The organism is Gardnerella sp. DNF01151, from assembly GCF_049244235.1.
Classification (GTDB): domain Bacteria; phylum Actinomycetota; class Actinomycetes; order Actinomycetales; family Bifidobacteriaceae; genus Bifidobacterium; species Bifidobacterium swidsinskii.
Genome location: NZ_CP058389.1, coordinates 255,466 through 276,272 on the forward strand (window position 1 = coordinate 255,466; position 20,807 = coordinate 276,272).

General features: G+C 42.8%; 17 protein-coding genes. 10 read left to right on the plus strand and 7 right to left on the minus strand.

All coding sequences use genetic code 11. The annotated features are described in order from the left end of the window. Window positions 1-108: 108 nt before the first annotated feature. The 4 genes from pgl to HXT37_RS01125 form a co-directional block, all read right to left on the minus strand. Window positions 109-933: a 6-phosphogluconolactonase gene (pgl, locus tag HXT37_RS01110; protein ID WP_004109833.1), complete on the minus strand. Its 825-nt coding sequence runs from the start codon at window positions 931-933 to the stop codon at window positions 109-111. A gap of 54 nt (window positions 934-987) precedes the next feature. Beyond that, the gene (locus HXT37_RS01115; RefSeq protein ID WP_004109831.1) at window positions 988-1,929 is read right to left on the minus strand and encodes a glucose-6-phosphate dehydrogenase assembly protein OpcA; all 942 of its coding nucleotides are present in this window, start codon (window positions 1,927-1,929) and stop codon (window positions 988-990) included. Further along, a complete protein-coding gene (zwf, locus tag HXT37_RS01120) occupies window positions 1,926-3,506 on the minus strand; it encodes a glucose-6-phosphate dehydrogenase (protein WP_012913784.1) in 1,581 nt (526 codons plus the stop codon). The genes HXT37_RS01115 and zwf overlap by 4 nt, the downstream gene beginning before the upstream one ends. A 103-nt stretch (window positions 3,507-3,609) precedes the next feature. Next, complete coding sequence (locus HXT37_RS01125; RefSeq protein WP_421779592.1) at window positions 3,610-6,036, minus strand: acyltransferase family protein; 2,427 nt, start codon at window positions 6,034-6,036, stop codon at window positions 3,610-3,612. Window positions 6,037-6,357: 321 nt separating this feature from the next. On the opposite strand from HXT37_RS01125, the gene HXT37_RS01130 reads away from it, so the two are divergent. Further along, a complete protein-coding gene (locus HXT37_RS01130; protein ID WP_004105658.1) occupies window positions 6,358-6,852 on the plus strand; it encodes an inorganic diphosphatase in 495 nt (164 codons plus the stop codon). A 143-nt stretch (window positions 6,853-6,995) separates the two neighbouring features. Here HXT37_RS01130 and HXT37_RS01135 read toward each other — a convergent pair whose 3' ends face one another. Further along, window positions 6,996-7,787 (minus strand): hypothetical protein, encoded by a 792-nt coding sequence (locus HXT37_RS01135; RefSeq protein ID WP_032842348.1) that lies wholly within the window; start codon window positions 7,785-7,787, stop codon window positions 6,996-6,998. Window positions 7,788-8,027: 240 nt separating this feature from the next. Here HXT37_RS01135 and HXT37_RS01140 point away from each other — a divergent pair, with 240 nt between their 5' ends. The 4 genes from HXT37_RS01140 (at window position 8,028) to valS (ending at window position 13,937) form a co-directional block, all read left to right on the plus strand. Continuing rightward, entirely contained in the window at window positions 8,028-8,819 is a 792-nt protein-coding gene (locus HXT37_RS01140) for a response regulator transcription factor (RefSeq protein ID WP_033888627.1), read from the plus strand. Further along, window positions 8,819-9,493, plus strand: coding sequence for an endonuclease III (gene nth, locus HXT37_RS01145; RefSeq protein WP_004109815.1), 675 nt, complete (start codon window positions 8,819-8,821; stop codon window positions 9,491-9,493). The genes HXT37_RS01140 and nth overlap by 1 nt, the downstream gene beginning before the upstream one ends. Before the next feature lie 130 nt (window positions 9,494-9,623). Continuing rightward, a complete protein-coding gene (locus HXT37_RS01150; protein ID WP_102703325.1) occupies window positions 9,624-11,111 on the plus strand; it encodes an ABC transporter substrate-binding protein in 1,488 nt (495 codons plus the stop codon). A gap of 48 nt (window positions 11,112-11,159) precedes the next feature. Beyond that, on the plus strand, window positions 11,160-13,937 hold the full coding sequence (gene valS, locus HXT37_RS01155; RefSeq protein ID WP_119504604.1) for a valine--tRNA ligase: 2,778 nt from the start codon (window positions 11,160-11,162) through the stop codon (window positions 13,935-13,937). Window positions 13,938-14,036: 99 nt separating this feature from the next. Here the strand turns inward: valS and relB are convergent, their stop codons facing one another. Beyond that, on the minus strand, window positions 14,037-14,276 hold the full coding sequence (gene relB, locus HXT37_RS01160) for a type II toxin-antitoxin system RelB family antitoxin (RefSeq protein WP_119504603.1): 240 nt from the start codon (window positions 14,274-14,276) through the stop codon (window positions 14,037-14,039). 112 nt (window positions 14,277-14,388) lie between these two features. On the opposite strand from relB, the gene argS reads away from it, so the two are divergent. Together argS and brnQ are read left to right on the plus strand one after the other, a co-directional pair. Continuing rightward, the gene (gene argS / locus HXT37_RS01165; protein WP_421779595.1) at window positions 14,389-16,185 is read left to right on the plus strand and encodes an arginine--tRNA ligase; all 1,797 of its coding nucleotides are present in this window, start codon (window positions 14,389-14,391) and stop codon (window positions 16,183-16,185) included. A gap of 257 nt (window positions 16,186-16,442) precedes the next feature. Beyond that, window positions 16,443-17,999: a branched-chain amino acid transport system II carrier protein gene (gene brnQ / locus HXT37_RS01170; RefSeq protein WP_421779597.1), complete on the plus strand. Its 1,557-nt coding sequence runs from the start codon at window positions 16,443-16,445 to the stop codon at window positions 17,997-17,999. A gap of 113 nt (window positions 18,000-18,112) precedes the next feature. On the opposite strand, the gene HXT37_RS01175 is transcribed toward brnQ, so the two are convergent. Then, window positions 18,113-18,460, minus strand: coding sequence for a phenylpyruvate tautomerase MIF-related protein (locus HXT37_RS01175; RefSeq protein ID WP_004574134.1), 348 nt, complete (start codon window positions 18,458-18,460; stop codon window positions 18,113-18,115). A gap of 84 nt (window positions 18,461-18,544) precedes the next feature. Here HXT37_RS01175 and HXT37_RS01180 point away from each other — a divergent pair, with 84 nt between their 5' ends. The 3 genes from HXT37_RS01180 to HXT37_RS01190 are packed head-to-tail and all read left to right on the plus strand — an operon-like array spanning window position 18,545 to window position 20,775. Beyond that, window positions 18,545-19,051, plus strand: coding sequence for a GtrA family protein (locus tag HXT37_RS01180; protein WP_064622127.1), 507 nt, complete (start codon window positions 18,545-18,547; stop codon window positions 19,049-19,051). A gap of 34 nt (window positions 19,052-19,085) precedes the next feature. Beyond that, the gene (locus tag HXT37_RS01185; RefSeq protein WP_004109791.1) at window positions 19,086-19,778 is read left to right on the plus strand and encodes a histidine phosphatase family protein; all 693 of its coding nucleotides are present in this window, start codon (window positions 19,086-19,088) and stop codon (window positions 19,776-19,778) included. A gap of 28 nt (window positions 19,779-19,806) precedes the next feature. Continuing rightward, window positions 19,807-20,775 (plus strand): hypothetical protein, encoded by a 969-nt coding sequence (locus HXT37_RS01190; RefSeq protein ID WP_421779599.1) that lies wholly within the window; start codon window positions 19,807-19,809, stop codon window positions 20,773-20,775. Window positions 20,776-20,807 lie beyond the last annotated feature (32 nt).

Genomic DNA, 20,807 nt, shown 5'->3' on the forward strand with positions numbered 1-20,807 from the left:
AAATGCGCCATGTTTTGAACACGCTATTTTCGCATTTGCGCCAATTTGTGTAGCGCATTTAATCTTTGACTTGCTGAATATTATGCATATTGCTAGAAAACTATGCAGTTATTCAATAGCAGCTTGCAAAGTTTCTGCGGTGGTTAGCCAAGAGATTTCGTCTGTTCCGTTTGCAAAAGACGCAGGATATTCAGGATTATTAGCTCCCGAAAGTGAATTCATTAAAGCAGCGCCCTTTTCTGCTCCGGCAGTCAAAAACCAAGTGCAGTGACTGTGAGCTAATACAGGAACAGTAAGAGTTAAGCGCATAGGCGGCAACTTAGGGGAGTGATTTACTCCAACAACAATGCGATCGCGATTATTAACCTGCGGTAATCCTGGGAAAAGTGAAGCCATATGCGCATCCGGCCCCATACCGAGAATTGCTAAATCAAACACTGGCTCTTTGCCAAGTATGCTCACAATTTCTTCCTCATAGTCGCGCGCTGCAGCATCTAAAATAGCGTCATTTTCAGCGTCGCTGGCTGCTGCAATTTCCTCCGCATTACGCTCATCTGCAGGCATTTCGTGAATATGAGATTCTGCCAAAGCTTTGTTAGAAGTAAGTAAGTTAAGAAACATTTCGCGAGCCTTGCGTGCATTGCGATCCTCGCTATCATAAGCTACGAAACGCTCATCTGCCCACCAAATATGCACTAAATTCCAATTAATTGCTGGTAAAAGTGGATTGCTAGCAAGCATTTGGAACATGCGTATTGAATCTGTGCCACCAGTAAGAAGTAAATGGAATGGTTTATTGAGATTTTGCACATCATTCTGTGATTCCATAATAAGAGTCACCAAGCGTTGGGCTGCAACAGCTGCAAGCACATCGCGATTATCGTATCCGTAAATACTTGCGTTATGCGCAAAAGTAACTTCATTATTTGTCATAGTTGTTCCTTTTATGCCATTGAAAATGTTTCACGAATTGTTTCACGTAATGATTCACGCATTTTCTGCAGGATTATCTCGCACCAACTGCGCGTAAATTTCGTCAGGATCAATGCGTCGCAATTCTTCGCTTAAGCAATCATCCAGAGTGCGAATAGGAAGCGCAATAGGTTGTGCAGCCTGTCCAGGCAGACTAATCAAAGCTTGATCTCCGCCAGCAGGGCGAGTGAGTGACAATGTGCCATCCTCGCGTTCTAAAGTTACGGAAGTAATAGCTTGAGCTTCAGGATTTTCAACTATTTCTACAGGAACATGCAAGCTACTCTTAAGCCAAGCTGCCAGTAAGTGCAAAGATACGTAATGAGTAGGACCCACAATCTTCGCGCTAAGAATAGGCAAATGTGGAGGTTGATCGAGCATAGAAGCAAGTAACGCGCGCCAAGGAGTTAAACGCGTCCAAGACAAATCTGCATCTTGCGGAGACCAGTTTTTGCGCAAGTTTTGCACAGTTTTAAGAGTATCGTCTGCTCGCTGTGCGTCAGTAATTCTGCTACTTGCCATAGCTCCAAGCAAATCGTGAGCAGGATCTTCAGGAGCGTTTGTTGGCCACCATGCAACAATCGGCGCATCTGGCACGAGTAGTGGAATAACAAGCGTATCCGGATGACGAACTAAACCGTTGTGCGGATACAAAATAATAATTTCACCAGCTCCAGCATCTGCGCCAAAACGCACTTGAGCATCAAGATTTGGCACAACTTCACCGCGCTCAGCAGCGTGTTCGCTAGACCAATCTCGAACCATTGCAATAACTCGGCAAGGATGCTCGCGACTAGCTGCGTTTGCTGCATCAAGTGCATGCTCTAATTCTTTAAGAGTTGTATCAATAAGCAAAGTGAGCACTCGACCAGTAGCGGATTCGCCGCGCTCTTCGTGCAATTCGTCGATTTTTGCTGCAATTTTGCTTGTATTGGTATCAGGAAGGTTGATAATCATGGCAATCTCCAATGGCGATTATCTCGAGCAAGCATAGCATCAGCTTCTGCTGGACCCCACGTTCCAGCGCGATACGGTTGCGGTTGTGTGCCAAGCGAACTCCAGAATTCCTCAATAGGGTCAAGAATTTTCCAACTTAAATCTACTTCTTGCGTAGTTGGGAATAGCGGTGGTTCGCCAAGAAGTACGTCAAGAATTAATCGCTCGTAAGCTTCAGGGGAACTTTCAGTAAAAGAGCGTCCGTAACTAAAGTCCATAGAAACGTCTCGAACTTCCATAGCTGTGCCGCCAGGAACTTTTGCGCCGAAACGCATAGTAACGCCCTCATCCGGCTGAACTCGAATCACAATAGCGTTACTGCCAAGTTCGCGCACAGCAGTAGACTCAAACGGCAAATGCGGAGCGCGCTTAAAAATAACAGCAATTTCCGTAACGCGCTTGCCTAAACGTTTTCCGGTTCGCAAGTAGAACGGAACTCCAGCCCAACGGCGAGTATCAACGTCAAGTCGCACTGCAGCGTACGTTTCAGTAGTGCTTTGAGGATCAATGCCTTGTTCTTCCAAGTATCCAACAGCTTTGTAAGAGCCCTGCCATCCTGCTGCATACTGTCCTCGAGCAGTGTTGGCAGCCAAGTCTTGAGGTAGTCGGATTGCAGATAATACTTTTGTTTTTTCAGCAGTCAAATCGCTAGCGCGGAAGCTTACAGGCTCTTCCATAGCAGTAAGAGCCATAAGTTGAAGCAAATGGTTCTGAATCACGTCACGAGCAGCACCGATTCCGTCGTAGTATCCGGCTCTTCCGCCAATGCCAATATCTTCAGCCATCGTAATTTGCACGTGATCGACGTAATTTGCGTTCCAGATCGGCTCGTACATTGCGTTAGCAAAGCGGAAAGCCAGCAAGTTTTGCACAGTTTCCTTGCCTAAATAATGGTCAATTCGGAATACAGAATTAGGATCAAAAACTTCAGAAACGACGCGATCCAATTCTCGTGCGCTTGCTAAATCGTGGCCAAAAGGTTTTTCAATAATTACGCGTCGCCAAGCATGCTCAGAAGAGTGCGAAAGACCTGATGCTGCAAGCTGTTGGGCAACAACTGGGAAGCTGGAAGGCGGAATAGACATGTAAAAAGCGTGATTTCCGCGAGTACCTCTGTCTCGATCAAGTTCGTTCACTGTTTTGCTTAAACGCTCAAACGCGGACGCATCGTCAAAGGTGCCGCGTACGAAACGTATGCCTTTAGCGAGATTAATCCAAGTTGACTCACGAAATGGCGTTCTGCAATGCTGCTCAATATTTTCGCGCACAAAGTTTACGAAATGTTCATCCGTCCAATCGCGTCTCGCAAAACCAGTTAAACCAAATCCTGGAGGCAAAAGCCCGCGATTAGCTAAATCATATACTGCTGGCATAAGTTTTTTGCGTGCTAAATCGCCAGTAATGCCAAAAATTACTAGGCTGCACGGACCCGCAATGCGAGCTAAACGCAAATCACGCGGATCGCGCAAAGGATTCGTCCAAGTAGATACGCTTTCCCCAGCGTCTTGCGAATCACGTAGTGTCCTCAACTCAGTCATAGATACTATCGTAATATTTCGTAGCTATTTTCACCACGCAAAACGCAATTTATTATGCTTAATAACAGTATTAAAAAGTTTTAGCGCGTTATAACTCTAATTTTCAGCCGCCGCATACAGCTAAACGAATCATCTTCGCGTATTGTGGACCGCCGATTGGAGTTAAGTGAACTCCATCGTCAGTCAAATATTCCGAGTGACCATTACTCAAACCATGCCAGTCTATAATGCCAACATTATGATGAGTTGCTGCGAACTTGCGTAAGCTATCGTTCGTTGCATCCTGCCAAGGTTGCGGAACTCGTGTGGTAACGAAATAAACAGGTCTACCTTTTGCGACATCAACCATGTGTTGAAGCACGCTATCGTCATGAGGAGGACCGTTGGTTCCAAGAGCGAAAATCACCACATCTCCAGCGTGTTTTACCGAAATATCTTTCTCGTATTCATCAGCTCCGTGGAAAATTTGTCTACTCACTTTTCCATCTATATAAGCGTTAGGCATAACTTGCATCAAATATGGTTTAGCGCCTTCAGTAATAGAATCTCCAACCATAGTTAAGTTTACGGAACAAGTATTGCGTCGTTTGTCGATCCGCGTATGAGTAGTAACAAGATTTCGTGGAACTTTTTCCGCAATAGGGAAGAGAATGCGATACTTCGATGGTGTAGGTGGAAGAGACTGTTTTACTACATTCTTTTGCACACCTTTTGGAACTGCTTTTTCTTTTGTTTCTTGCTTAGAATTAGTTTTGTCAAAAGCAGTAGGTTTTTTATTTGACGATGAAGATTGCTCTACTTGTGCTGTCAATTCTGGGCGAAGCTGCATTGACCTATGCTTAGCTATATCTTGCCAATTTACTGGCAAGATAATTAACGACACAATAATTATGCAGCACAAAGTTAGTGAGACAGAGCGAATAAGCTTAAATAATTGTTGATCTTGTATTGGCTTTTCAAATAATTGATACAAGCATTCTGCAAGTGCAACTATTACTAGTGCTTGCAAGACTTGCTCTCCTGTAGATACAGCAGTTGTTCTATTTGCTGGGTTGAATAATTCAAGAACAGGGAAGTGAACTAAATAAATTGCAAAAGAGCGTCTGCCGATATAAGCGAGCGGAGCCCATGCAAATATTCTCGAGCAAATATTATCAGTTTGCGTGCACGACCACAGTATTAGTGTGCAAGCGGCTGCTGTTATTGTGTATCCGCCAAAAACAAATACTGAAGATGTGCCTTCTGCATACACAAAGCAGTAGCACAACACAATTGTTGCCAACAGTCCAATGCAAGATCTCTGCCATGCATGAAGTGGATTATAAAAAACAGTTTTTGGCTTATTGAATGCGTTATTTGGAAGTTCTTGTATATCTGGAGCTACGCTATTATCTGATAAATCAATTTGTAATCCTTCGCGCAAGTCAGCAGGTATTCCATCTTCAATAAACTCTTTTTCTTTATTTGCGCAGGATTTATCTGATTTTTTCGTTAGTGCTGAATTATCTACACTACTGTCTAACTTAACTGATGAAGCTAAGCTGACCGATATGTTCTTTTTGCCCATTAGCAAATGTAATGCATGAATAAGCCACGCGTGGAATGAATGTTTTGCAAACCAAGCACCGTACATTGCTAGCATTGCACCCATTAAGAATTCTGATGCTCTCGTATCTAGAGAATAGTAGACGCGAGCTGGAGTTGTGTAATTGTTAAATAAGTAGGCAAAAGTAAAAGTAAGAATAGAAGAAAGTATGGCTAAACCTGCTGTGATATACATGCGTATTAGCTTGCTACGCACGAATTTAATAAGTGCAGCAAGGATAATAGGCCATATAACAAAAGCCTGCATTAAAAGTCCGAGATACCAAAGATGTTTGATAGGAGAAGGTAGTCCGGACTGTTCAAAATATGAAAGTTTACGGGCAACATACATTATATTGCTAAAGAATCCGGAGCCTGAAAGAGCATCCGCTTGTAACTTTGGTAGTAGACTTGGCGAAAAAAGCCACATAATTGGTGCTGTTATAGCGATAATTCCAAGTGTTGGCGGCCAAATTCTTTTTACGCGCTTTAGTAAATACTCCCAGTAATGCCTGATTCCTTGAGTATTTTTATTATTATCTTCGATATTTTTTGCATTTTTTGCGTTTTCATCTGCGTTTAAATAGCGCAGAACTGATCTCGTGCAAAAATATCCTGCCAATACCAAAAACAGTGTTACTCCAAGGAATCCTCCCATAAGAAGGCTTGGACGCATATGAAAGCATACAATACCAATAATTGCTAGAGCTCTTAAACCGTCTATTGCTTTATTTCGCTTCGAAACAGTATTTGTAGGTAAAGTAGATGATTGTTTATTTTCAGCTTTTGCGCTATTAATAGTTTTTTCTACGGTAATAGTTTTTTCTACGGTATTATTTGCGTTTGCTGAAAGATTAGTTGAGGTCGTTTTACTAGCATTTTTTTCTGTAGGAACCTTCTTTGTTTTGAAGGATTGACCTGCTTGTGAAGCAGTGGAAGTGTTCACGCATCTCTTTTTTGTCATCTTGCCTACGCTTCGGTAACCATACTGGTATGTATGCAACATATCGTGTGTAAAACGTAGCAATAGTAACTGTGTATTGAGACACTTTTATAGCTTAAAGCGTGTCTTGTTGCTATGCCTAGGATGTGCTAGAAATATGTGATTTTATGCTACTTCTGTAAGTGATACAAAACGTTTATTATTTAACGAAATTTGTTAACAAAATTTTGTTTTATATGCTCTATTGCTGTCGTTCGTCGGTGCGCGCTAAAGTGAGATAGAACAGTTATATGAATTGTTATTAAAGTTATCAAAGGAGCCAATATGGCAGAAACTTTTAACGTTGTGGTAGAGATTCCACGCGGTTCTAAGAACAAGTATGAAGTGGATCACGAAACTGGTCGCGTATTCTTGGATCGCACCCTTTTCACAGCTATGGGTTATCCAGATGATTACGGTTATATTGATGGCACTTTGGGCGAAGATGGCGATCCACTCGACGCTCTTGTTATGATTCCAAATTCTGTGTTCCCAGGATGCGTTGTTGAGTGCCGCGCTGTTGGCTTGTATCACATGGTTGACGAAGCCGGTGGAGACGACAAGGTTTTGTGTGTTCCAGCGGACGTTCGTTTCGACGACATCAAGGATATCGATGACGTGAACGAGTATCACAAGGCTGAAATCAAGCACTTCTTCGAGCAGTACAAGGCTTTGGAACCAGGTAAGGAAGTTCTTCCTGGTGACTTCTGGGCTGGCGTTGAGCAGGCTGAGAAGGAAATCGTTGCAGCTCGCAAGCGCTTGGAAGAAAGCGAAAAATAAGTTTCGCTTTTAATGAGTAAAACAATAAAAATTAAAAGTTAAATAAAACGTCGAAGACACATGCCGTGTTTTCGACGTTTTTATGTAAGCAGGTGATTTCAAAAGTAAATTAAAACGTAACGTTACATAGGCTTTAAATAATTTTAAGCAGCTACTAGCATTCCAAGGCCTGCAATATACACGAGCATTCCTGAAAGCATTATTGGCAATATAGAAATGGCGATATCGTGTGAAACTATTCCAGTTTCGTATTCTTCATAATTGTTGCGAACCCATAAATATGAAAGACCTGATAGCGCGATTAGCATAAATATGCACAGTACTATAACGAGTATTCCACCGTCTAAATTGCGAAGCGATGGCATAAAACTAATAATTGACGGCAAAAATAGCCAACCCGGAAGTGCTGCACAAGCAATACTTGCAGTCAACGTGTGCGAAAGATTTCGTACTAAATTTGTGCGATTCTCGCGCAGCATTTGCCTCAAGAATGTTACAAATGTTGCTGCTACAAGAATTAGAGCAAAAGATACAGCCCAGCGTTCGTAAGGGTGAATTGCAGCAATGAACTTACTCATTGACACAGTTTCGTTATCAATAATGACGCTTTTTGGTAGCCATCCCTTTAATACTCCGGTTGCAAACCATGTAGAAGCAATTCCTGCGCATAATGCAATAGCTCGGTCAATTACATTTCCGTGCAGTGGCCACAACGCTATAAATGTAAGCATTATGATAAGGCATAATATAAGTGTTATTTTTGCTGTTGCGATTGGCAATATTGCTGCAATTGCGAGAAGTACTACAACAAAAATTTGGCTTACAAACATCGCTAATGCGTTCATGCTAGGTATACGGGTATGTTTTTGAACATTTACGCAAGAATTATCATTTTTCTGCATCTTGTCATTGCAGATACGTGTTTCATTGCTCATACACACTCCCTAGTGCCGTAATTTTATATTTATAAAGCGTAATATGTCCGTAAAACATTAACAAATTACTTTGTTTATTTACTAATGTAGCCTATAACCTGCACTGCGCTTTATTGTGTTGATATTTTTTATCTTTGGAAAATGCAAGTGTTGCGCTTATCGCTATTTTTCGCAGTATGGTTTACAATTCCTGTAAAGGCTGAATTTGCTACTACATCAATTGTTTGTTGGAGGCATCATATGACTGATATCACATTGATGACTTCGTGTGCTTCTCCCTCTTCAGTTTTACCTTCACTTACTTTGTTATCTCATAAAGTGCGTTTACTTTCTTTGGATACGTCAAGTTTGGCAAAACTGCCCGCACAAACCATTCTTTTGCTTGATGCGCGTGAGGATTTAGCTCTCGCTAAATCAATGTGTTCTTCTCTGCGTGTTGCAAATATTACGGTTCCTGTCATATTAGTTATAACTGAGGGTGGTTTTACTGTAGTAAATCCTTCGTGGAACATTTCTGATGTTGTGCTGACTAATGCTTCTCCTGCAGAAGTAGAAGGTCGTTTGCGTTTGGCTTCTTTGCAACACGGATCTTCTGATGATTTATTTGTGCATTCGCAAGGCTCTGAAATTGATGATTCTTTCAATTCAGACAATGGAACTATGCGTTCTGGAGATCTTGTTGTAGATATGCGTAGCTACACAGTGAGTTTGCATGGTCATCCTGTTGATTTAGCTTATAAAGAATTTGAATTGCTGAAATACTTTGTGCAGCATCCGCGCAGGGTGTTTACTCGCACTCATTTGTTGCAAGAAGTATGGGGCTACGACTACTACGGTGGCACTCGTACTGTAGATGTCCATATTCGTAGGCTTCGCGCAAAACTTGGTGTTGAATATGAACATTTGATTGGCACAGTGCGTAATGTTGGCTATCGCTTCGATCCTTCGGAATCAGATGAGAATAGCGAGATTTCCGAAAGCAGCATTGAAGATGATTCTGAAAATGATGCAGATAAGCAGTCTGCGCAATAATGATTTATCAAAGTTCTAATATGCGAGAATCAAAACAAGCGAAATTAGCTCGTATTTATGCAGAGTACGATTTATTGTGCAAAGAAATACCGGAACCTAAGTGTGCATTAAATTTCAAAAATCCATTTGAGCTACTAATTGCTACTGTATTAAGCGCGCAAACTACAGATAAGCGTGTGAATATCGTGACGCCTGAACTCTTTTCTATTTTCCCCAACGCGAGTTCTTTAGCTGCTGCTCCTGTATCTCAAGTTGAGTCAATTATTTACCCTCTCGGATTTTATAGAGTAAAAGCACAGAACATTATTTCATTATCTGCATGTTTGCTTAATAATTTTTCTGGTATAGTGCCATCAAATATGGAAGCTTTAATATCGTTGCCAGGTGTTGGTCGTAAAACTGCCAATGTCGTTCTTGGCAACGCATTTGGATTACCGGGGTTTCCTGTAGATACTCACGTAATACGTGTTACAGGTCGTCTTGGTTGGCGTAAGGTTCAGAATCGTCCAAATCCTGTTGCTATTGAGCGCGAAATAACTGCTTATTTTGCTCCTAAAGAGTGGACTAATCTCTCTCATAGACTTATTTTGCATGGCAGAAAAATTTGCACTGCTCGGAATCCAAAATGTGTTTCATGCCCTTTAAATACAACATGTCCGTCGGCAATTATTTAAAGCGTGTTGTTCCCAATTCAGATATTGATATAGACTGTAGGTTATGTCAAGAACAGGCAAATATGCGTGTCACGCTTCCAGGTCATATCATACTCGTACTAGTGCAGACTGGATACCATGGGTTGTGTTTGTGGTTGTGTCTGTAATAATGAGCGGCATTTTGTGGTGTGGATGGCAAATGTACCAGGGTCATTCGCCTTTTGCTGCAATAATGCATCCAGCTAGTAACTCAGTGCTAAAAGTTGGTCTACGTACTGCTCCTGAATCTCTTGATATTAGAAACGACGACAGTGACGCTTTACAGCAAGCTTTAATTGGTAATGTTTACGAAACTCTTGTTAAACGTGGCGATGATAATAGTTTGCAACCAGGTCTCGCGAAGTCATGGGATATTTCGAAAGACGGCTTAACATATCGTTTTAATTTGCGTCAAGGTGTGCATTTCTCTAACGGTAGTGAGATGACTTCAAATTCCGTATTACAATCTTTGAAACAAGGCATCACAAATAATTATCCTGGTTATAGTGCACTTACAAATATTAAAACTGTTAATAATCCGGATGATTACACTTTAGTAATTACACTTAATAATCCAGATGCTTTACTTCTACGTCGTCTTGCTGGACGTGTTGGCATTGTCTATGACACAAAATCGATGATCGACTATGCAAGTGCTGCTCTTGGCACAGGTCCTTTCACTGTAAGTGACTACAATAAAGGCAATTCTTTAGTATTACTTCGCAACGATAAATATTGGGGAACCCCTGCTTCTTGTGCAAGTATTACTTTGCAATATTTCAATAGCGATACTGCTCTAGCTGAGGCAATGGAAAAGGGCAATATTCAAATGGCAGTTCCGCTTGAAGGTAACGAAAATAAGCGCCTTGCTGCTGTTGCTAATACGCAAATGGTAGAGGGTCAGAGCACAAGAGTGCGATTTATTGCAATAAATACAACAGTTTCGTCGATTTTCTGCGATGAGCAGGCTCGTAAAGCTGCGAGATACGCTTTGAATGCGCAAACTGTACTTGCAGCTGATGGCAATGGTGGTGTTCCAGTAGGAGGACCTATTGATCCTCTTTCAACTGGTTATGAAGATTTAAATGGATTGTATCCTTATAATCCAGGCAAAGCTGCTCCTTTGTTCCATTACTTTAGCGCAAGCTATTTAGGAACTATTAATTTTCTTGTTCCACAGGGCGAAGGTGGAGTTGGGGGCGAGCTTTCAAAACAGATTAGTTCCGTGAGCGGTTTTAAGGTCAATCTTGAAGAAGTTGATCAACAAACTATGCGTAAGCGTATTAGTGAAGGTAAGTATGATCTTGCGCTTACTACGAGCAATCGTACTTTAGATGAAGGCATGTTTGCAGAAAGCGGTTCTCCGTTTGTTTTGCAAGACGCGCGTGCTCAACAAGCTTGGACCGATGCGGTTCATTCTAAGAATGCAAACGAATATGAGGCAAATGCTCGTGCATATGCGCGCGAAGTAAGCAATAATGCTGCAGCTCACTGGTTATATGCTCGAAAGAGCATTATGGCTGTAAAGTCTAATGTAAGCGGCTATACGAAAAATATGACGGATCAGCTTCTGCCATTGCAGAGCATAGTGGTGAAATAGAAAAGCGTAAGATTTGCGTTGTCGCGCTGAGTTTCTAATATTCAGTTCATGAGTGAACAGGATAATAACGCAGTAAAACACGCACATTTAACACCATTGCCTAACAAGGTTGGTGTTGATGGTCTTGAAGACAAGTGGCGTAGCAATTGGGACGAAGCTAAGACTTACGCATTCCATAATTCTCGCGACCGTAAGGCCGTATATTCTATCGATACTCCACCTCCAACCGTTAGTGGTCACTTGCACGTAGGTCACGTATTCTCTTACACGCATACGGATGTCATTGCGCGATATAAGCGCATGCAAGGCTTTGACGTGTTCTACCCAATGGGTTGGGACGATAACGGCTTGCCAACAGAGCGCCGAGTACAAAACTATTACGGCGTGCGCGTAGACACTTCGCTTAAATATGATCCTGATTTTAAGCCTCCTTTTGAAGGTACTGAAGGTAAGAAGATTGAGGCAAAAGATCAGGTTCCTGTAAGCCGACAGAACTTTATTGAACTTTGCGAACGCTTAACTTCTCAGGACGAGAAGCTTTTTGAAGCTTTGTGGCGTAGGCTTGGTCTTTCTGTGGACTGGTCGCAAACTTACCACACTATTGGTGAGCAGCCTCGCCGAGTTGCACAAAAAGCATTCTTGCGCAATCTTGCTCGCGGAGAAGCGTATCAGAAAGATGCTCCAGGTTTGTGGGATGTTACATTCCAGACTGCTGTTGCTCAGGCTGAGCTTGAATCGCGCGAATATCCTGGTTTCTACCATAAGATTGCGTTCCGTTTTGAAGATGGTACGCCAATTTATATTGAAACTACGCGCCCAGAATTGCTTGCCGCATGCACCTCTTTGATTGCAAATCCAGAAGATGAGCGTTATAAGAAGTACTTTGGTCAGGAAGTTTATTCTCCACTGTTTAAGGTGAAAGTTCCAATTTTGGCGCATTCTGCTGCTCAAATGGACAAGGGTGCAGGCATTGCAATGTGCTGCACTTTCGGTGATGTAACCGACGTTGAGTGGTGGCGTGACTTGAATCTTCCAACTCGACCAATCATTCAGCGAAACGGCCGCATTGTAATGACCACTCCTGATTGGATTACGGACGAGTCCGGCCGCGAAATGTTCGAGAAAATTGCTGGTAAAACCACTTTCTCTGCTCGTAAGGAAATTGTTGAAGCTCTGCAAGCAGCTGGAGATATGGAAGGCAATCCAAAGCCAACAAAGCGCATGACGAACTTCTACGAAAAGGGCGATAAGCCTTTGGAAATCGTCACTTCTCGCCAGTGGTACTTAAAGAACGGCGGTACTGACGAAAAGTTGAATGCTGAGCTTATTGAGCGTGGCAAGGAACTTAATTTCCATCCGGACTTTATGCGCGTGCGCTATGAGAATTGGGTTCACGGCTTGAATGGTGACTGGCTTATTTCTCGCCAGCGCTTCTTTGGTGTGCCATTCCCATTATGGTATCCAGTAAATGAAAATGGGGAAGTTGACTACGAGCATCCTTTGACGCCTAGCGAAGACCGTTTGCCAATCGACCCAACTATTGACGTTCCAGAAGGATTCGATGAATCTCAGCGTAACCAGCCAAACGGCTTTACTGCTGAGCAAGACATTATGGACACTTGGGCAACATCTTCCTTAACTCCGCAAATTGTGACCCGTTGGGAAGAGCCTGGTGAGGAAAATCAAGCTTTGTTTAAGGCTACTTTCCCAATGGATTTGCGTCCACAAGGTCAAGATATTATTCGTACTTGGCTGTTTAGTACGGTTGATCGTGCGCATCTTGAAAATGGCTGCTTGCCTTGGAAGCATGCTGCGCTTTCTGGTTGGATTCTTGATCCTGACCATAAGAAGATGTCTAAATCTAAGGGCAATGTGGTTGTGCCAAATAAACCAATCGAAGAGTTTGGCGCGGATGCTGTGCGCTACTGGGCAACTTCTGCAAAACTTGGCTTGGATGCAACTTACGACGAAGGTCAAATGAAGATTGGTCGACGTTTAGCGATTAAGCTTTTGAATGCTACGAAGTTTGCGCTCGCAATTGGTCGCGAAGATGATGAGCATCAGGTTCTTGAGTCTGCTAGCGCGGATTGGGATTTTGCAGACGTTACGGAAGTTTTGGATCGCTCTGTTATGGCAAAGCTTGCATCCGTTATTCGTACTGCGACTGATGCGCTTGAATCTTACGAGCATTCTAAGGCTTTGGAAGCAATCGAAACATTCTTCTGGGAGTTCTGTGACGATTACATTGAGCTTGCAAAGAATCGTGCTTACGGTACTGCAGAATCCACTGGACGCACTCCAAGTGAAGCTGCTGTGAAGTCTGCTCGCACAACTCTTGGTCTTGCACTCGATGCTTTGGCTCGCTTGCTTGCTCCTTACTTGCCTTACGCTACTGAAGAAGTGTGGAGCTGGATGCATGACGGCGAAGGATCCGTGCATCGTGCTAGCTGGCCATGCGCTAAGGCGTATGAGTCTGCTGCAAACGGAGTTTCTGCAGACACTTTGGCTTACGCGGGTGAAGCTTTGGCTACTTTGCGCAAGATTAAGTCTGAAGCAAAAGTTTCTATGAAGACTCCTATTTTGCAAGTAACTTTGAACGTTGCAGAAAACGCTTACAAGGCTGTTGAGGAGACTTTGGATGACGTTGCTGAAGCTGGTCGCGTTACTGGAGAAGTAAAACTTAACGCTGTTAAGGCTGCAGTTGCTGGAGATTCTTCTGCTTCTGAATTTGAATCTGCTTCTGATTCTGCAGAATCTGATGCAGCTAACGTAAACGTTTCAGTTGCTCAAAGCGAACTTGGCGAAGCTCCTGCAAAAAAGAAGTAGTTGCAAGTAATCGAAAATAATGAATCGCAAAACAAAAGCGCTGGAAGTCAATCTTCGACTCCAGCGCTTTTTGTGTATTTAAAAACTAAGCATCGTCACTTATTTCTTTTCCAAGTCAAGGCGCTTCACCACGTCGTCGAGTGGGGATGTTTCTAATTCTCCACGTTTGTATGCTTCAATATCTGCCATTAGACCATATTCATGTTCAAGTTCATCAATTTGAGCTTCTAGTGCTTGATTCATGTAAAATGAACGGGTGCGGTGAGTGGTTTTAGCGAGCTGATCATAACGATCTAAAACGTTAGAGGGTACTCTTAATCCTGTAATTGTTGCGACCATTTTTAATCTCCAATGTAAAACGTGTAAAACATATATTACCTTACACTCAGAATAATGCAATCCAATGGGTTGTAATCGCGAAGCATCGCGCGGTAACGCTAGACTGTAAACCATGAATCCAGAAAGCTTAAGTGAATTAATTGAAAAAATTGCTAAAGATTTAGTAGCAAGCGGTAAAGCTGGCAATCTAACAGAAGATTTGATTCCTGCTGCCGAAAAACTTGCAGTTATGAGGCCAAAAGATCGCGCACACGGCGATTGGGCTACGAATGTTGCTATGCAACTCGCTAAAAAAGCTGGTATGAAGCCTCGCGATTTAGCTGAACTTTTTGCCGAGCGTTTGCAAGAAGCAGAAGGTATTGCGTCTGTAGAAGTTGCAGGTCCTGGCTTTATTAACATAACGCTTGATTCTGCTTCTGCGGCGGCGGTCGTAGACGAAGTCTTAAAGCAGGGTGCGGCTTTTGGCAAGAATACGCATTTGAGCGGCAAAACTTTGAATCTTGAGTTTGTATCCGCAAACCCAACTGGTCCAATCCACATTGGTGGAACTCGCTGGGCTGCAGTTGGTGATTCCATGGCTCGAGTTTTGGAAGCGAACGGCGCAAAAGTTGTGCGTGAATACTACTTCAACGATCATGGCGAGCAAATCAACCGTTTTGCAAAGTCTTTAGTTGCTGCAGCTCACGGCGAAGAAACGCCTGCAGATGGTTACAAAGGTGCGTATATTAACGAAATTGCGGACGCTGTTATAAAAGAAGCAAATGCGGATGGTGTTGACGTTCTCTCATTGCCACGAATTGATCTTGGAAAAGACGAAGAAGGTTTGCCTCTTGGCGAAGGCGATTCCGAGCAGCGCGAAGAGTTCCGCAAGCGCGCAGTGCCAATGATGTTTGCTGAAATTCGCAAATCAATGCGCGATTTTCGTGTTAGTTTCGACGTGTGGTTCCACGAAAACAGCCTGTACGAGGATGGTGAAGTTGAGCGCGCTATTGCAGACTTGCGTGAGCGTGGAGATATTTTCGAAAAAGACGGCGCAACTTGGTTTGAATCCACTAAGCATGGCGACGACAAGGATCGCGTAATTATTAAGTCCGACGGAAACTACGCTTACTTTGCTGCTGATATTGCGTACTATCGCAACAAGCGTCACCGCGAGCAGAATCCTGCAGACGTAGCAATCTACATGCTCGGCGCGGATCATCACGGATATATTGGCCGAATGATGGCAATGTGCGCGGCTTTTGGCGACAAGCCGGGCGAAAACATGCAGATTCTTATTGGTCAGCTTGTAAACGTTATGAAGGACGGAAAACCTGTGCGCATGAGCAAGCGTGCTGGAAACGTTATTACGATTGACGATTTAGTTGATGCAATTGGCGTTGACGCTTCGCGCTACTCGCTTGCTCGCACCGACTACAACACAAGCGTTGATATTGATTTGGATTTGCTTGCTTCTCACAGCAACGATAATCCTGTGTACTACGTGCAATACGCTCACGCACGCAGCTGCAATGTGGCTCGCAATGCGGCTGACGCTGGAATTACGCAAGATGGCGCTGATTTAAGCTTGCTTAATACCGAGGCTGACGGCGAAGTGTTGGCTGCTTTGGCTCAATGGCCTGCTGCTTTGGCTCAAGCTGGCGATTTGCGCGCTCCTCACAGAGTTGCGCATTACCTTGAGGATTTGGCAGCAAGTTACCACAAGTGGTACAACCTTGAGCGTGTTGTACCAATGGAGTTAACTGACCCTGAAAATCGTTTGCCAGAAGCCGAGCGTGAAGCTCAGCGCATTACAAAGTGCCCAGAGCCAGCTCGTGCTGCAGCTCGATTAAAGCTTAACGATGCTGTGCGTACTGTAATTGCAGCTGGTCTTGATTTGCTTGGAGTTTCTGCTCCAGAAAAGATGTGATTTTGCTTATTTTATATAAGATTTAGAGCAAAGCTATAGAGCATTTTTGATTACATAGGACGTTGGTAGCTTGCCAGCGTCCTTTTTTATTTTTTATTAGAGACACGCACGAATTATAAGTTTCTATCGATTAAGTACATGCAATTTATTAATATACCCTCTAATATTATTTTTGCTTTAAATCCACAAAATTACAAGGTAAGAGATTTAGCTGAATAGTATGTAAATACAAATTTATCCTTATGGGAGGTGTAAGCATGAGCGTCACAACACAAAGTGTCAGCACAGATAGTGCCCCGAAAAAAAGGAACTTGACCATTATTGAGTCCGCGTACGTGGCGGTCATGTTGTTTGGTATGTTCTTTGGCGCAGGAAACCTGATTTTCCCTGTGTTCCTTGGAGCTAATGCAGGAACTAATTTCGTGCCTGCAACAATTGGCTTTATTGTTACTGGCGTTGGTTTGCCATTGCTTGGTGTTACGGCTCTTGCAATGAGTCGTGCAAACGGTCTTTTTGAACTTTCTAGTAAGCCGAGCAGAAAATACGGCATGTTCTTTACTTGTGTGCTGTATTTAACAATCGGACCATTCTTTGCAATTCCTCGTTGCGCAACAACTTCGTACACTGTTGGTTTGGAGCGCGTTATTCCACAAGACGGAAACGGTCAATTGTATTTGTTCTTGTTCTCTGTGGTTTTCTTCGCGTTAGCATTCTTCTTTGCTATGAAGCCTAGCGGAATACTTACATGGGTTGGTAAAGTTCTTACGCCGATATTCCTGGTTTTCTTAGGTATTCTGGTATTTACTGCACTGTTTTCTCCTGTAAGCGGCGCTTCTGCGGATGCTGCTCCTATAGGGAAGTATGTTAATGAATCATTCTTTACAGGATTCTTAGATGGCTACAATACAATGGATGCTTTAGCTAGCTTGGCTTTTGGCATTATAGTTGTTAGTACTATTCGATCCTTTGGCGTAAAAGACCCTAAAGATGTGGCAGTGAATACTGTGCGATCTGGATTCTTTAGCTGCTTGCTTATGGCGTTGATTTACGTCGCAATTGTTGTTGTCGGTGTGCGTAGCCGTGCACTGTTTAAGCCTGCTGAAAACGGTGGCGTAACTTTGGTGCAAGTTGCACGCTACCATCTTGGAAACGTTGGTTTGCTTGTTCTTGCTGCAACTGTTACTCTTGCATGCTTAAAGACGGCAGTTGGTTTAATTGTAAGCTGCTCGGAAACCTTCTCTAAGTTATTCCCTAAGGGTCCTAGCTATCGCGTTTGGTCTGTGTTGATTACGCTTGTTTCGTTTGGCCTTGCAAACTTTGGTTTGAGCACAATCATCGAATATGCAGTTCCAGTATTGATGTTCTTGTATCCACTGTCAATCGTATTGATTCTTTTGGCTTTGTGCGGTCGACTTTTTGGAAATTCCAAAGTCGTGTACGCTTGGACGCTTGGTTTTACTGGTGTTGCAGCGGTATATGATTTTTTGAATAGTTTGCCACAAGCTTTACGCAGTGCATTGCATATGAACGATATGTTGGTGGTTGTTCAAAACTGGCTACCGTTCTCAGAATTTGGCATGGCGTGGGTTTGCCCTGCTGTTGTTGGATTTGTTGTTGGTTATGTCCGCATGGTTTTATTTGAAAACAAGGACATGGAAGAGGTGGCTCGTCTAGCTGCTGGTCCAGATCTTGAAGGCAGTGTTGCTAGCGACGATTATTATTCTTCAAGCGATGCTGAGTTTAACGAGCCTGCTGACTTCGCTGTATCCGCTAAATCTACTGTTGACGAACCTAATTTTAGTGAGCAATCCTAAAGTTTTGTAGCGTCGCGTAGACGTCATAATAATCGCCATATTTTGATGCGTATTTTACGTAACAAGATATGGCGATTTTATGCGACTTGCTAATTGAGGCTTGCGACTTGCGCCTAGAAGTTGCCGCCGTTCCAACCCCAGTCAGTAGTTGCAGTGTAACGAATATAAGTGCGATCCTGTGGAATCCCAAGCTCTCGCTCTAAAGCTGCCATAATCTGCTCAGTTAACTTTTCCCAAGCAGACCCTGGCACGCTGGAACCAAACACGTTCACCTCAACGTAAGCTGCAGGCTTAGTATTGTCTCCTGCAAAATAAATCGGCATATTGTCCTCGAATGGGCACATGAGCCAATGCTCGCTTTTTCCTGGAACTGCGCTAATTGCTTTGCCATAAGCAGCTTTTAATGCGTCGCGCTGGGCAGGTGTTGTGCTTACAGAAACATGAGTATGAATAACTGGCATAATCGCTCCTTTGCTAAATTTGGTAAGCTTTATTACGTAACAATTATATGTTATTTGTTAGCAGCCGCGTGTTTAATGGATATTATGAAAAAGCTTATTGAACAGGTTGTAAAGTTTGGAATTGTGGGCGTTATTGCCCTTATTATTGACGTTGCGCTACTCAATTTATTAATGCTTGCGCACTTAAATAATGTGGTTGCGGGTACGATTTCTTTCGTAATCTCACTTATCTTCAACTATATTGCCAGTATGAAATACGTCTTTAAACATCGTGAAGATATGGCAAAGTGGATGGAGCTTCTGATTTTTGTTATTTCCGCAGTTATAGGTTTGCTTATAAACGATTTGATTATTTGGGCTAGTACGTTAGGAATGGTTGAAAGCTTACGCGGATCTGCAGTATACGTTTTGCGCACAAATATAGGAAAACTTGTAGCTACTGTTGTTGTTGCTGTGTGGAATTTTGTTATACGAAAGTGGCTGCTCGATGATACTAAATCTCAACAGCCTGGGTATGTTGCGCAAGAAGATACGAGTTTTGCTCACCGTTTGGGAATGTGGTCGCTTAATCATACAAAAAATCGCAAGTAATTGATTTAATCTTTTAAACAGAAAGTAGAACGCAATGCCAGCTACGACAATTCATTTTGTGCGTCATGGAGAAGTTGATAATCCAAATCACGTGTTGTATGAGCGTCTTTCTGGATTTCATCTTTCGGCTCGCGGAGTGAGAATGGCGCAAGCTACAGCAAAATATATTGCCACTGTTCCGCAAATGCGCGGAATTACTGCAATTTATTCGTCTCCTCTTGAGCGAACACGTGAAACAGCGCGTGAAATCGAAAATGCTTTGCGCAATATTGCAGATTCTGCCTATGTAAAAGCGCACTGTGACGAAGATTCTGCGCAATCTCAAGAAAGCGACATTATTTTAGATAAACGCTTAATTGAAGCTGGAAATAATTTCCGCGGGAAACGCATAGGTTACGGTGAAGGCGCACTGTGGAAAAACAACAATTGGAAGCTTGTTGCGAATTTGTGGAAGCCAAGTTGGGGAGAAAGCTACAGAAGTATTGCCACTAGAGTTGGCGATTTTGTGCGCGAGCAGGTTCGTAAGCATCCGGGTGAGCAAATCGTTGCAGTTACTCATGAGTCGCCAATCTGGTCTTATAGACACCTACTGGAAACCGGCCACGCTGAACATAATATGCTTCTTCGTCACACGGCTTTAGCTTCGATTACTTCTATTACTTACGATTGCGAGACTTTGCGTGTGCTTTCAATTACGTATGTTGATCCTGCTGGGCGAGTGAAGTAAGTAACATATAATGCGAAGGAGCATTGAAATGGTTAGTTCTGTTGATTCTGTCAAAGATTCTGAAGATATTAAAAATAATGAAAAAAGTATGCTAATGCTGAATGATGCAGCGCAATCTGCCGCAAAACTAACGGAATTATGGCCATTGACGGAAGCGCGACACTTAGATAACGACGCAAAATATGCGGAAAATCTTGAGGTGCGCTCAATGCGAGCAATAGCACGAATACTCACGAATCTTGATGTTACTGTGCCGGATGCTGAATTTGTGTATGAAGGTGCGGATGAAATTCCTGGACGTCCGCAAGAAATAGTAGACGCGCTACTTGCTGCCGCCGATGCTTACGACAATATGGATTCATGCTATGAGCCTAACTATGATGAAGCAGAAGAAGCAATACTAGAAAATAGTAATAATATAAATTCTATTTTTAGTAAGATTGTATCTCATTCTGCCGAAGATTCTAATGCAATAAATGCAGCAGCCGATACGTTAAATGTTGAAGGTAATTGGAGTATTAGCGATATTGACTTTGCAATTAATTATGCGAAACAAATGGTTTCTTGTTATGAAAATAAATCATTGGAAACGCAAAAAATTATTGTAGTTTTAAGCTTATTAACAAATCTAATTAAAAAAACTAACGAGATTTGCGAAACTTTACCAATCTTCTTATATATTAACGAAATATGTGAGTGTGCTGGTTTGCCGCGAATGATGTTCAAGGATGCTCAATGGCGTGAGATTGTTGATTGTGTGCGCAATTCTAGCGATAAGTGTAATTGTGATATAAGTGGCGATATAAGTGCGTTGGTCAATTTTATTTCGCCGCTGCTTATTTCAGAGTGGGGAAAGCATCGTGAAGACGTGCTGTGGGATCCTGAAGTTGCGAAGAAGCTCGCAAAAGAAGAGGATGATAGAAAGTCCCGCGAGGCTCTTGCTGCGAAGTTTGCGCACGTTGAGGGTAATAAAGAATCTACGCAGGCACTTGATTAGTTTTTAGGTTGACTTATGTTTGATGCGAATGC